6 protein-coding genes are annotated in these 13,708 nt (G+C 42.8%); 5 read left to right on the forward strand and 1 reads right to left on the reverse strand.

Annotated features, from left to right (window positions below):
• The first annotated feature begins 255 nt into the window (after positions 1-255).
• The 4 genes from F9817_RS19750 to F9817_RS19765 all read left to right on the forward strand — a co-directional run bounded on the left by F9817_RS19750 (position 256) and on the right by F9817_RS19765 (position 11,290).
• Positions 256-8,154: a non-ribosomal peptide synthetase gene (locus F9817_RS19750; protein ID WP_161157892.1), complete on the forward strand. Its 7,899-nt coding sequence runs from the start codon at positions 256-258 to the stop codon at positions 8,152-8,154.
• A gap of 267 nt (positions 8,155-8,421) precedes the next feature.
• Positions 8,422-8,646 (forward strand): hypothetical protein, encoded by a 225-nt coding sequence (locus F9817_RS19755; RefSeq protein WP_161157893.1) that lies wholly within the window; start codon positions 8,422-8,424, stop codon positions 8,644-8,646.
• A 281-nt stretch (positions 8,647-8,927) separates the two neighbouring features.
• Positions 8,928-9,950: an ABC transporter substrate-binding protein gene (locus F9817_RS19760; protein WP_161157894.1), complete on the forward strand. Its 1,023-nt coding sequence runs from the start codon at positions 8,928-8,930 to the stop codon at positions 9,948-9,950.
• Positions 9,950-11,290 (forward strand): GGDEF domain-containing protein, encoded by a 1,341-nt coding sequence (locus tag F9817_RS19765; protein WP_161157895.1) that lies wholly within the window; start codon positions 9,950-9,952, stop codon positions 11,288-11,290. The genes F9817_RS19760 and F9817_RS19765 overlap by 1 nt, the downstream gene beginning before the upstream one ends.
• Before the next feature lie 45 nt (positions 11,291-11,335).
• Here F9817_RS19765 and F9817_RS19770 read toward each other — a convergent pair whose 3' ends face one another.
• Positions 11,336-11,884, reverse strand: a complete 549-nt coding sequence (locus F9817_RS19770; RefSeq protein WP_161157896.1) for an MSHA operon transcriptional regulator — start codon at positions 11,882-11,884, stop codon at positions 11,336-11,338.
• A gap of 669 nt (positions 11,885-12,553) precedes the next feature.
• On the opposite strand from F9817_RS19770, the gene F9817_RS19775 reads away from it, so the two are divergent.
• Positions 12,554-13,708, forward strand: coding sequence for a GGDEF domain-containing protein (locus F9817_RS19775; protein ID WP_161157897.1), 1,155 nt, complete (start codon positions 12,554-12,556; stop codon positions 13,706-13,708).

Here is a 13,708-nt window from a genome sequence, read left to right on the forward strand (position 1 = left end):
GTTTTTTAACTATATGATTATTAGCTAGTTATGCCTGTTTTTGGTAGGGTCTTTTTGTGCCTGAATATGGTATAAATATAACTGTTTATAGTCATGAATAGAATGATTATAACGTATGCTATCTAATTTAAACTATTCATCTTAGATAAAAATACCCTGCGGGCATTGTTCTGTGGGGTATTTTTGTTTGTTATTTTTAGAGCCTTTTATTTTTTAAAAGACTAACTTTAATTGCGTAATAGAGAGTCTAAATCTATGATTGATCTGAATCGTTCATCTAATAATTTCGGTGAACAACAGAGCGTTGCATTACCTTTAACCGCAGCTCAACAAGGCATTTGGTTTGCTCAACAATTAAATAATGAGGCAGATGCAAAAGTCTTTAAAGTTATCGAATATATTGAAATTAACGGGCCGATAGAAGCGCCTCTTTTAGTTAAAGCCATTCAACATGTACACGGTGAGACTGACGCGTTGCAGATGAATTTCACTGTAGCGACTGGCGGTGATGTCTGGCAAACCTACCATCCACGCTCGTGTTTGGTCGATGTGGTTGATGTGAGTGATAAGCCATCACCACAACACGCTGCTCAAGCTTGGTTGGATCACGAAAGTCACCGCACTTTTGACATGCACAACGGGCCTTTGTGTGCCTTTGCTGTGATTAAATTAGCCAATGACCGATATTGGTACTTCTCCTGTGCCCATCACCTTGTTATGGATGGGTTCGGAGCGCGCCTTTTTTGCTCTCGCGTTGCAGACGTTTATACTGCGCTTGCTCAAGAACAAGCCATACCCGATTGTCCGTTTACCCCATTGCATGATGTAATTGAACTCGAAACGCAGTATCAGGACAGTCGCCAATTTAGCAAGGATGAAACCTATTGGTGTGAGCAAATGGATCATCGTCCGGCTGCGCTAAGTTTGTCAAATCGACACGAGACATGTGTTGAAATCGTCCGAAGACAATCCTATCTTCCCCGTCGTCTCCATCAAAAACTTATCGCGCTTGCTCACACTTTACACACTCCTTTACCCCAACTTCTTATTACACTCAATGCGCTGTACCTTGCGCGAATCACACACCAACAAGACGTGGTGATAGGGTGTCCGATGACCGGACGCCGCCAAAAAGCCGCGCGTTTGTGCCCAAGTATGATGTCAAATGTCTTGCCATTACGCCTAACCATATCACCGGAATGTTGCTTAGCAGAGTTGGTTGATCAAGTTAACGCTAAGGTTATGAGTATGGTTCGCCATCAAGCCTATCGCGGCGAAACGTTGGCGACGAAGCTCGGATTGGTCAGCCAAACGGAATCGCTGTGCTTAACGCACATCAACATATTGCCTTTTGATTACACGATGACCTTTGCGGGTCATTCCGTGCAAGCCCATAACCTGGCGCTTGGGCCAATAGAGGACTTAGCGATCAATATTTGTGATCGTGGTGAACAGAGTGGGTTAGAGCTGTGTCTTGATGCTAACCGTTCGCTTTACAGTGATGAAGAACTAGAGGCTCATTTCACACGAATTATGAGTTTTTATGAGCAGGCGGTTGAACAAGAACTGACGACAAACATTGGGTTGTTCCCAATTTTGTCTGAGCAGGATAAAACCCATTGGTCTAAGAGTAATGCGACTGAACTGAATTTTGGCGCGTTTCAACCTGTTTATCAATTGATAGAACAACAGGCACAGCACCATCCAGACCTAATTGCACTTAAAACAAAACATGACGTTGTCACTTATTCTCAATTGAACCGTCGAGCGAACCAATTAGCACACTTTCTACGCACCAAGGGGGTGTGTGCTGAACAGAAGGTGGCGGTGTGCTGTGACCGTTCTATCGAATGGGTTACGGCCTTATTGGCCATTTTAAAAGCGGGTGGTGCCTATATTCCTATCGACCCAGCTTATCCAAATGAGCGCATTGAGTACATGCTTGAAAATAGTCAACCTAATGTGCTCATTACAGATGGGATTGTCGATTTTTCGGCCATGCCGTATCAGCAGAGTATCGAGGTTCAGTTAATAAATGTTGTGCGAGACAGTGCACAATGGTCCCAACAAAGTGAACAAAATCTCGATCTATCCGACACCAGCTCGCATGACTTGGCTTATATCATTTACACATCGGGATCAACGGGAAAGCCCAAGGGTGTGCAAGTAGAACATCATACCTTGACCAATCTGATTCATTGGCACAACCACACGTTCAATGTTAAACAAGGCACTGGAGCATCAAGTGTTGCTGGAATGGGATTTGATGCTGCTGTTTGGGAAGTTTGGCCACCTTTGTCTGCTGGTGGATGTCTGCATATGCCATCGGTCAGCGTCAGCAGTGATCCACAACAATTGCTCGATTGGTGGATCGATCAGCCGATAGAAGTTGGATTTTTACCGACTCCGATTGCTGAATTGGCCATGGCACGAGATATCGCGCCAAGCACACTGCGTTATTTATTGGTCGGCGGGGATAAATTGACACGTCACCCAGCCGACGATAAGCATTATCAGTTGGTGAATAACTATGGTCCAACTGAGACTACTGTCGTTGCTACCTCTGGGGTAATGAAATCATCAGGGACTCTTGATATTGGCGGTCCAATTGCCAATACGAAGATTTACATCCTAGATGACAGATTACAGCCAGTGCCGCTTGGTGTCACAGGCGAAATATATATTGGTGGTGCGGGTGTCGCACGTGGCTATCTTAATTTGCCGGAGCAAACTGAACAGCGCTTTATTGTTGACCCTTTTACGCACTGCTTAGACGCAAAAATGTATCGCACCGGAGACTTAGGTTGCTGGCGTGACGACGGCACTATTATTTATCAAGGTCGGAATGATAGTCAGGTTAAAATACGCGGCTTTCGAATCGAATTGGGGGAAATTGCCAGCGCACTTCAACAGTGTGAGGGTGTGGTCAGCGCGGTAGTGATCGCGCAAGGGCAGCACGAAGATAATAAACGTCTGATTGCTTATTATACCAGTGAACAATTGGCACTCGATAATCAGGGGTTACAACAGCATCTTAGTCAGCTGCTACCCGGTTATATGGTGCCAGCTGCCTATGTTTATCTAGCTGATATTCCATTGACTGCTAACGGTAAAGTGGATTATCGGCAGTTGCCAGAACCTGATACTAGCGCATTTATTCAGCGTAAGTTTGAAGCGCCCGAAACAGAATTAGAATGCCTGCTAGCCAATATTTGGCAAGACTTATTAGGCGTAGCAAGTGTCGGGCGTCATGATAATTTCTTTGAATTAGGCGGACACTCACTACTGGCGGTTCGGTTAATTGATCAGTTACGCCAGCATGGGTATTCGTTAGCGATTAAGTCACTGTTTACCTATCCAACCTTAGAGCAGTTGGCTAAGGCGTTAGCCGCATCGGATCATCAAACGCTCATTAGCCCAGTTCCTGAGAATAAGATACCCAAAGGGTGTCGATCCATTACGCCAGCATTGTTGTCTCTGATTGAATTAACGCAAGAACAGATCGATATGGTCGCGGAGGCCATGCCGGGTGGGGCGGAAAATATCCAAGATATTTATCCGCTGGCTCCGCTGCAAGAGGGGATATTGTTCCATCATATGTTGGCAGAAAAAGGCGATCCTTATATTACTCGGGCGATCAAGGCGTTTCCTGATCGTTCTGCCCTCGATGCGTTTGTGCACGCTTTACAAGCTGTGATTGAGCGTCATGATATATTACGTACGGCCATTTTATGGGACAAACTAGAGCAACCTGTGCAGGTGGTGTGTCGCCATGTTGAGCTGGACGTCGACACTTTATATTTCGATGAGCAGGATAAAGTAGCAGCCCTTAAAGAGCGCTTTGATCCCGACATTACCCGAATTAATGTGCAAAGTGCACCGATGATGGAGTTGCACGCGACACAAGACCTCGAAAATGAACGTTGGCTCTTATGTTTAATGATGCACCACCTGTGTTTCGACCATACAACGCTCGAATTGATGATGGAAGAGGTACAAGCACACATACTTGGTTGTGAAGCACAATTACCAGCACCACTGCCATTTAGAAATTTTGTCTATGAAAGCCGCAAAAATATCGATATTGCTGCTCAAACAGCCTATTTCAGCGAACGTTTTGCTGATATTGATGAACCTTGTGCCCCCTTTGGTTTATTGGAAGTGCAAGGCAATGGTAGTGATATTAGTGAATTACGCGTACCGCTCAATGACACATTGGCAAAAGAGCTGCGCAAAGTGGCTAAGCAAACGGGCGTCAGTACCGCAAGTCTGTTTCATTTAGCCTGGGCGATGGTGTTAAGAGCAGCAACGGGAACCGATGATATCACTTTTGGTACGGTATTATTTGGACGAATGGCGGCTGGCGATGGTGCCAACCGTGTATTAGGGATGTTCTTAAATACGTTACCGCTAAGATTACAACTCGAGGCGCTGACTGTTACACAAGCGGTATACGAAACGCATCAACGTCTGGCAGAACTGTTGGATTATGAACATGCTTCGCTTTCTTTAGCCCAACAATGCAGTGGGTTAAGTCAGCAAACTCCGCTGTTTAGTGCACTGATAAATTATCGCTACGATGGAGGAAGCAGCCAGCTAGAATTTGAATCTGCACCAGTGGATTTGGTTTACGCAGAGGAGCGGACTAACTATCCAATGGTGATGTCGGTCAATGACAATCCGGGCAAGGGTTTCTCGTTAGATCTGCAAGTCGCCGCACATGTTGGCTGTGAACGGGTGAGTGATATGGTTATCATGGCCTTACGAGATATTGTAGAAAGTTTAAGCTCTGCTCCTCATCTGCAACTAAACCAAGTGAACGTGTTATCGCAGCAGCAGGTACACACCCTCGTTAACGAACTAAATCAGACCCAATTGACGTTAAATCCGAGCGATACGTTAGTGAGTTTATTTATCCAGCACGCCCTGGCATATCCGAATGATGTTGCCATTATTACCGAAATAAAACAGATAACTTATGGTGAATTGGAGCGCCAAACCAATCAATTAAGTCGTTATCTACGAGCACAAGGCGTCGATAAAGAGCAACGTGTAGCGGTCTGCTTTGATCGCAGTGTCGATTCTGTATTAGCCATGTTAGCCGTTCTTAAATCAGGCGCCGCTTATATCCCTATGGATCCTCATTATCCCGCTGAACGTCTGCAATATATGGTCGAAAACAGTCAACCCAGCTTGGTATTGACCGATGGTGTGATTGATTTAGGCGCGGTGTTAGCGCAGCAAGACGTAGAGATCGTGAATACGCTGCGTGACACGCAATGGCAAAATGAATCCAACGCAGGCTTACCACATCATGTTGAACCTGATGATCTTGCCTATATCATTTATACCTCTGGTTCTACGGGCAAGCCGAAAGGTGTCATGGTTGAACATGGTAACTTAAATCATCTGATTCAATGGCATAATCACCGTTTTGCGTTGCAGCGTGGTACTCATGCTTCTGCCGTTGCTGGCGTTGGTTTTGATGCGAGCGTTTGGGAAATGTGGCCGCCGCTTGCGGTTGGTGGCACGTTGCATCTGCCATCAATAGCCGTGTCACGCGATCCAGAGCAGTTAATTGCTTGGTGGCAACAAGCACCATTGGAAGTCGGGTTCTTATCCACGCCGATTGCTGAATTAGTGCTTAAACGTCGTCTCACTCATCCATCGCTACGGTACTTGTTAGTTGGGGGGGATAGACTCAATATTGCGCCCCCAGAGCAGTGCACCTATCAGCTAATCAATAACTATGGACCAACGGAAACCACAGTGGTGGCAACCTCTGGCGAAATTACGGCAACGAATAAAACCTTAGATATAGGTCAGCCAATCAGTAATACGGCTATCTATATTTTGGATGATCATGGGCAACTATTACCACGTGGTGTCGCCGGGGAAATTTACATTGGTGGTAAAGGGGTAGCTCGCGGGTATCTCGATTTACCCGAAATGACGAGTCAGCGGTTTTTACCTGATCGATTTAGTACCACGAGCAACGCGCGAATGTATCGAACTGGGGATTTAGGTCGCTGGTTAGACAATGGCACGATTGAATATTTAGGTCGCAATGATAGCCAAGTGAAAATTCGTGGTTTTAGGATTGAGTTGGGGGAAATTAGTGCCACGTTAGGTACGCATGGTGGCGTTGAGGAAGCCGTTGTTACTGTAACGCAAACAGACAATAAACAGCTTATTGCCCACTACGTTGGGCAGGCTCAAGCGTCTGCGCTTAAAGCCTACCTTACCGCGCGTTTGCCAGAGTATATGGTGCCAGTGGCTTATGTTAAGCTGCCCGCTTTACCATTAACCCCGAACGGTAAGCTCGATTATCGCTCGTTACCTCATCCGCAGCAAAGTGACTTCGTCACACAAAGATATGAGGCTCCAGAGGGAGAGGTTGAAATTCATTTAGCGCAAATTTGGCAACGTTTGCTTGGTGTTAATCAAGTGGGTCGTCAAGATAGCTTTTTTGAGCTTGGCGGTCACTCAATGTTGGCTGTGCAATTCTTAAATGAAGCGCGTCAGTTGGGCTATGAATTAAGCCTATCGTCACTGTTTGCTTCTTCTAAGCTGGTGGATATTGCCGATTCTATTCAACGCCAAGGTCAGCAAGCGGATACTGCAGTGGCACTGAGACCGATAGAGGGCGATCAACGAGCGCTATTTATTGTGCCGGAAGCCAGTGGGGAAATGATGTATGCGCCTTTATTTGCTGCTTATATTGATAGCGATATCCCCGTTTACGGTTTGCAAGCGCCAGATCGTACAGAAGCACCATTTAAAACAGTTGAAGCTGCTGCCGCTCGATTTGCCCGTATTATGTGTCGTACTCAGCCTAAAGGCCCGTACCGTATGACGGGAATCTCTCTTGGCGGTACTTTGGCTTGGGAAATTGCTAAACAGTTATTAGGTCAAGACAAAGAAGTGGAATATGTAGGTATCGTTGATACGACGGCGATTAAACCTCAGGTGGCGCGCCACCAGCAACGTGATTCAATGACCGATGATCAACAACTGCGAGCAATGAGCAAAGAAGTGTTCGATGGTCTAGCGGCGGATATCTTGAGTTTAAATGAAGATAATACCCCAGAAGATAATGATAAAACTTGGTTTGACTATTATCTGATGGCTGCAGAAATGGGCATTCTTCCTTCAGGGTGGAGTGAGCATTATTATCGTCAATGGTTGTTGCATAGAGAAGGGATTTTAGCCGCTGATTATCAATATCGTTCTTTACCTTTGGAGATGGACTTGCTGATAGCGGAACTGCGCCCTGAGCATGAAACAGCTGAAGACGCCAGATTCCTGTGTTGGGATCGCTTCATGGAACCGGAAAATATCCGTACGGCGTTAATAAAAGAAACGAACCACTATCACGTGTTCGTTGAACCTTATATTGGCTACATGGGGGAAGCCATTTCTCAAGGCATTCACCAGCGAGAAGATGAAGTTATCAAGCAACGGCCACTAACGCAGGATAAAGGCTATCAAGCGATCACCGTATTGCAATCATCTTCAAGTGCAACCAGGACATGTGTTTACCTTCTGGATCCGTGCTCTTTAGTGACAGGGACGGATAACATTGTGCAGCAGTTTGATGCTTCATGGAACGTCATTGGTATCAATCCACGCGGTATCTATGATACTTCAGTACCTCACACTACGGTTGACGCCGCCGCATCTTGTTACTGGCATGCGTTGCAAGCGAATCTCTCTGTTGATTTACCGGTTACCATTATTGGAGAACACCAAAACGGCTGGATAGCTGAGCAATTAGCCCAACTGATGGTACAAGAACAGCGTAATGTTGAAACGGTCTGTTTGTTGAATCCACCGCAGCAAAGTACGTGTGATGTGACAAATCTTGAGGCCATGGCATGGTTTGTCGCGCAAATGTCGATACAGGGTCGAGTAAGCGGTGTGACTGAAAGTGATCTACAACAAATCGATCATCATGAAAGAGTCGCCATGTTGCATCAAATGTATGAGTCTCAGTTAACACTCGACCAGTTTGAGCGACTGCTTTATGTTGTGGCAACGCAACTACGCATGCCAAATATTGGCTCGGCGAACAGTGTAGAACTTAACGATATCGAGATATCTAAACTGACGGGAGTTACTTCAAAGCTGATTAACCAATTGGTGAAAAACTAAGTAGAGATGGGAGTAGTGGGTTGGCCATTACTCCCTTTCATTGTTCATCATACCCACGTTGATTTATCGTCTCACCTCCGGTGATAGTTTTAATTAATAGACAAAGCTCTTGTTTCTACTATATTTATACTATACGTAAGTGACTTTCTGAGGTTACTTACTTATCGATACCTTTATCTAATACTGTTTTTTTATACAGTTTACTGTTGACACTTTTTTATACAGTTGTATTCTGTACGTATGTACAGTGGTAAAGGAGGTAGCTATATGTTGTGGGAAACCATGGAACGCGTTAACCGCCTGCGCCAAAAGGCGATGTCAGATCCAGAATTTCTTGAATCAGCAAAAGAGCATGAGGACACGCTCAAATGGGTTGAACAAGAATTTGAACCCAAACGGTACCGAAGAGAAAAGGCTAAGAAAGCAAAAACGCTGGCTGATATTTATGAGAAAGCGGCGTTTGGTGACAATCCATCGGGTACAGAACATTAATATTATTTAAGAGGAGCTCATATGAGCTCCTTTTTTATTTTTATTTATGACACCAAAAAGTAGATAAAATGTGTGGCGCGATTTATTCGTGGGAGTCATTTCCAGATTATATGCTGCTAGTTCAATATTTTTATGTCGCTCGTTGCATTTGTGTCTTAAATCTATGAATTACCCACTTTGGGTTATCGATTTATAACTTTGGTAGTAGCAGACAAGCCGATCCTTACTAAACTAATTTCAAGCAAAGCTAACTTTCACTCTGGCTAGTGCGTGAGGTAAGCATGACACGTCGACAAGTGATTAAACTTGGGTGGCTCATCGGATTATTGGTCATTATTATTGCAGTCGTAACGATACGAAGGCTGGGAGCACCTATTGGCAATAATAAACCTGTTCAATCCCAACCCATCAAAATTGGCGTATCTCAAACTCCTCTTTCTTCACCACTTATCGTCGCCAAAAGTCTTGGTTTGTTCAAATTACAAGGGCTCAATGTTGAATTAGTTCCATGTAATGGAGGAGTGGCATGTGTTAATGACCTCTTTAATCACCATGTCGAATACGCTACCGCGTCTGAATCTGTGGTGATGTTTCGCAGCTTTCATCGCGACGACTTTGCCATAGTGACGAGTTTTGTGAGCTCTGATAATGATGTCAAGTTGCTGGCATTTGCCCACAACGGAGCAGAACACATTAGTGATCTGGTGGGTAAAAAAATTGGGGTTATCAAAGCCAGTGCAAGTGAGTTTTATTTAGACTCAGTGCTTATTGCATCAGGGCTAAATACCGACGAGGTAACTAAAATTTACTACCCTCCTGAACGTTTGGATCAGGCATTGATTAACCATAGTGTTGATGCGATTTCGGTTTGGGAACCTTGGGGATACAAAATCAAAATGGGGGTTGATAAAGAGGTCACGAATTTAGGCTTAGCAGGCATATACGATTTATCCTTTAACCTAATCGCAATGAAGGATGACACTAAACACAGACAAGCGCAGGATCTTGCCATCTTGGAGGCATTGAGGGCTGCTAATTTGTGGATAGATCAGCATCCGGATAAAGCGCAGCAGGTCATAGCAAGTAAATTGGGGTTAGAACAGCGTCAATTGGATTGGTCTTGGCAAGACTACTCATTCCGTTTGTCGTTGGGCAATTCAATTCTGACAAATTTAGAACTACAAGCGCGGTGGGCGATGGATAATAAATTGGTTTCTGGAATGATGCCAGACTATCGTAACTTTTTAGATTCACATGCTTTAAAGCAACTGATTCGGCTTGAGCAAGGTGAGGTCGTCAAATAATGATCAATTCCATAACAAAAAAATTAACGATTTTGTTTGTTTCTGCCATCTTACTCGTTGGGTTTATTGCTTTTTCTATCGGTAATTTGTGGTATGAACAAAATACAACATTTGTCGAGTTACAACGGATTACTGAAATTCAACGAGATGTAGACGGATTACGCAGTCAATTGTGGGTTTTTCTACAATATGACGATCAAAAAAGTTTAGAACAGGTATACAAAGCGCAAAAGAAATTAGATGCAACGTTAAAATCACCAGTCGATGTGACCTTTAGGGTAGATAAGCTGATTAAGATGAATAACAGCTTAGCCACGTTACTAACGCAAGAAAGAACCATGGTGGCCCGAGATAAAAGGTTCGTGACATCTTCTTTAACCCGATTTGTTGGTACCAGTGAACTGTTACACTCTCGATATAATATGATTGTACAAAATATGACTGAAGAGCTCATTTATTTACAACAAATGGTGTTAGAAAAGAGCAATAAAAATCAAAGTTTCTCTGTCGTCTCTGCGTTAATACAACAGGTCATATTAGGGGTTATCGTATGTAGCCTTGCTTTTATGATCCTCAGAAGATTCAAACACGGTTTCACGTTAATGAAACAAGGTATATCAGATCTTGCCAAAGGCGACTTAGACAGCCGTTTGTCACACCACAATTTGGATTCAGAATTTGTTACCTTAGCTAAATTCTTTAACCAGATGAAAGTTTCACTACAGAATACGACGTATTCGAAAGAAGAACTTCAAAGTGAGGTAGAAAGACAGACTTACAAACTACAAAAACAGAAGGAACGACTACGGTTTTTGTCAGAAAAAGATGCGCTGTCTGGCTTATATAATCGTCGCGCACTGAAAGATAACCTTAATAAAGCGATTATTCAGGCAAGACGTACTCACTTAAAGTTGGCCGTGTTGTTTATTGATCTGGATAAATTTAAACACGTTAACGATAATTTTGGTCACGATGCCGGAGATAAAGTGATCGTCACGATTGCAGAACGGTTAAATGCGAATCTGCGTGAGTCTGACTTTTGTGGTCGTTTTGGTGGTGATGAATTTATTGTTTGCCTTGACTTGCTCAATGATTACCAAGGCGTTAAAGAAAAGGCATTACAACTTATCGATGAACTGACTCAACCTATCGAATTAAAAGATGGCTCAGTGACGAGGGTTGGTGCAAGCATTGGTATTTCTCTTTATCCGTTACAAGGCAATGATGCTGTGCAGCTTATTAAGGCTGCCGACCAAGCTATGTATCAAGCAAAAAGCAAGAGGGATGGTTCTTATTGCTGTGCTCTTATGGATGAGATCGAACAAGCGCAGTTGGGGTAACCCAACTGCGCTGTGTCACTTAGCTTAGCAAGTCATTAAGCGATGTTAAACATCTGCTTTTTTAACGTAATAAGGATTAGAAAATTTCTTCGGTGCGCCTAATTCGGAGTGCACTAACTTATTCCATAATGTCTTATCAAATGTGCCTTTCGGAATCGAAGGGTAGAGTGTTTCTAGCTCTTCCCGTGCAAGATTTATAAACTCTTTCTTTTTGATTTGGTTGTAGCGTTTAACAACCCGATTATATTTACGCATCCATTCTAATTTAAACGCTTTTAAACGTTGCTCAGCCTCTTCCAATGGCATTCGAGACAAATAAATACGTTTATAAGCCACTTTACGATCAATCATGGTTAGAATAGTGGTCTGAATATAACGGCCATGATGGGTAATGGATATCTCTTCTTCTGTAAAGGGAACAAGACACCAACCTTTAGGCAGAAAATCATTATTACGATACTGCTTATTGCGTTCTGAAAGTGCTTTATGAAGCACTAAGTCTGACGTACCTCTAAAGGTCGCTTGCCATTTTGCGATGCGTACCTGAATTGAACCGGGTAGTCGATAGACATTGGTAAATTTATCTGGACTCATTGGCTGTAACGGATTTGTTTTCGTTAATGAAAAAACCTAATCACAAAATGTGAAATGATCAGGAAATAGTAAATAAAGCAATGACGGTTAAATTAGAGAAATGGAATCGTGCCATTGCTCTTCATTCTATCTTAGTTATTCTTACTCTGTGTGAGCGAGTTCGCATATTCTAAACCGATTAATCATTCAATTGCGAGTAAACGAAGAATTAATTGCTCGTCATTGTATTAAAAATTAAATAATTCTCAACTATAGACATTTATCTTTCGGTAACGTTCCCATAATCAAGTTGCGAAACCTTAAAGTGATACTAACGCATTTGCTTATGGATTCAGTGAATAACCGTGTAAAGATTCTGTTATTTTTATCAATATACTCAAATGATCTTATGACATGAGATTTATAGGGTCTTCAATAAGTTCCGACCAAATTCAATGATGCCACTAATAGTGGCTCTCTAGCAACGTGTGCTATCAATAGAATAATGACCAAGTTTGTCAATAATCAGAAGTGAAAATTCATTCTTTATCAGTCAGTTGTCTCAATAACGTATCAGATTTTACAAAAAATATCATTTATTTCATTAAAATTTGGGAAAAACATCATGTTTTTGTGTATGATTAGCGCGTTTTTTATCCATGTTATTGATATTTGTGTTTTGGGAATGAAATGAACTTGGCAGACATCGATGTACTACGCTTAGCAACGGTAATCAACAACTCGCTATGTTGTTTTATTGCCTGCATATTTTTGCTTTTACTACGTGGTCAGTTCACCCAGCATAAACGCATGGCTGCGAACTGGTTTATTATTTACTGCTTTCTTTTTGGAATTGCTTACGCTTCAACTTTATCACGAGAGTGGATTGATATACGTATCGTTGTCATGATAAATAACTTTGCCTATCAAACGAATACCTATTTAATGCTACTTGGTGTGTTGTTTTGGTACGAACGAAAAGCATGTTGTTTCGTTCGCCTGTGTGCAGTAGTTCATGTCTCCTTATTTACCACATTTATGTATTGGATGGTTTTGAAACATCCTAACCAATTTCATGTGCGAGTATATGTTGCGGGTGTAAGTCTGGCTGTCGTATTCGGCTATGCCGCATACGTCGCTTACAAAAACCGTATTCCAGGAAAGTTAGCGGATAAGGTATTGACCTACGGGTTATTGTCCTCTTCTGTGATGAGCTTGCTACCGTCACTGTGCTTTTTTATTTCAGAAAAACCGATTTATTTTGTTGGTGGTGTGATTGTTGCGCAAAATGTTGTCACATTTATCCAGTTAGCATCGATATTGTCACTATTATTATTCGATAAAATAGAACTTCATTATAAGCAGGCGATCCACGATAAGTTAACGGGGCTATACAATCGCCACTATTTTGAAGAACGCGCCAAAGATGTATTGAGTCAAAATCTCGGCCCTTACTATATTGCGGTTATCGATATCGATCATTTTAAGCCAATCAACGATCAGTATGGCCATTTACAAGGTGATATTGTGTTAGAAGAAGTCGCCCAATTGTTGGACCTCACTTTTCAAAATGATTTGGTGGCAAGGTTTGGTGGGGAAGAGTTTGCCATTCTTTTCCATCAACAAAGTTGCTCACGGGTGTATGCAAAATTGTCACAGTTTCGTTCTGAGGTCGCTGCGCATCAGATTCCTATCGAAGGGGACATTGTGCAAATTACGGTAAGTCTTGGTGTTGCGGAATTAAAGAGCAATCATTTTGAGCAATTAGCATGCAGTTTCGCTAAAGCAGATGAAGCACTATATGAGGCAAAATCCCGTGGGCGTAATCAATTAGTTTGTTTATAG

The organism is Vibrio eleionomae (genome assembly GCF_009874545.1).
GTDB classification, from domain to species: Bacteria; Pseudomonadota; Gammaproteobacteria; order Enterobacterales; family Vibrionaceae; genus Vibrio; species Vibrio nitrifigilis.

Bases quoted from the DNA above. Each gene is read 5' to 3' on its own strand.
- F9817_RS19775 (WP_161157897.1), top strand. From the start codon at position 12,554: ATGAACTTGGCAGACATCGATGTACTACGCTTAGCAACGGTAATCAAC.
- F9817_RS19755 (WP_161157893.1), top strand. From the start codon at position 8,422: ATGTTGTGGGAAACCATGGAACGCGTTAACCGCCTGCGCCAAAAGGCG.
- F9817_RS19750 (WP_161157892.1), top strand. From the start codon at position 256: ATGATTGATCTGAATCGTTCATCTAATAATTTCGGTGAACAACAGAGC.
- F9817_RS19760 (WP_161157894.1), top strand. From the start codon at position 8,928: ATGACACGTCGACAAGTGATTAAACTTGGGTGGCTCATCGGATTATTG.
- F9817_RS19765 (WP_161157895.1), top strand. From the start codon at position 9,950: ATGATCAATTCCATAACAAAAAAATTAACGATTTTGTTTGTTTCTGCC.
- F9817_RS19770 (WP_161157896.1), bottom strand. From the start codon at position 11,884: ATGAGTCCAGATAAATTTACCAATGTCTATCGACTACCCGGTTCAATT.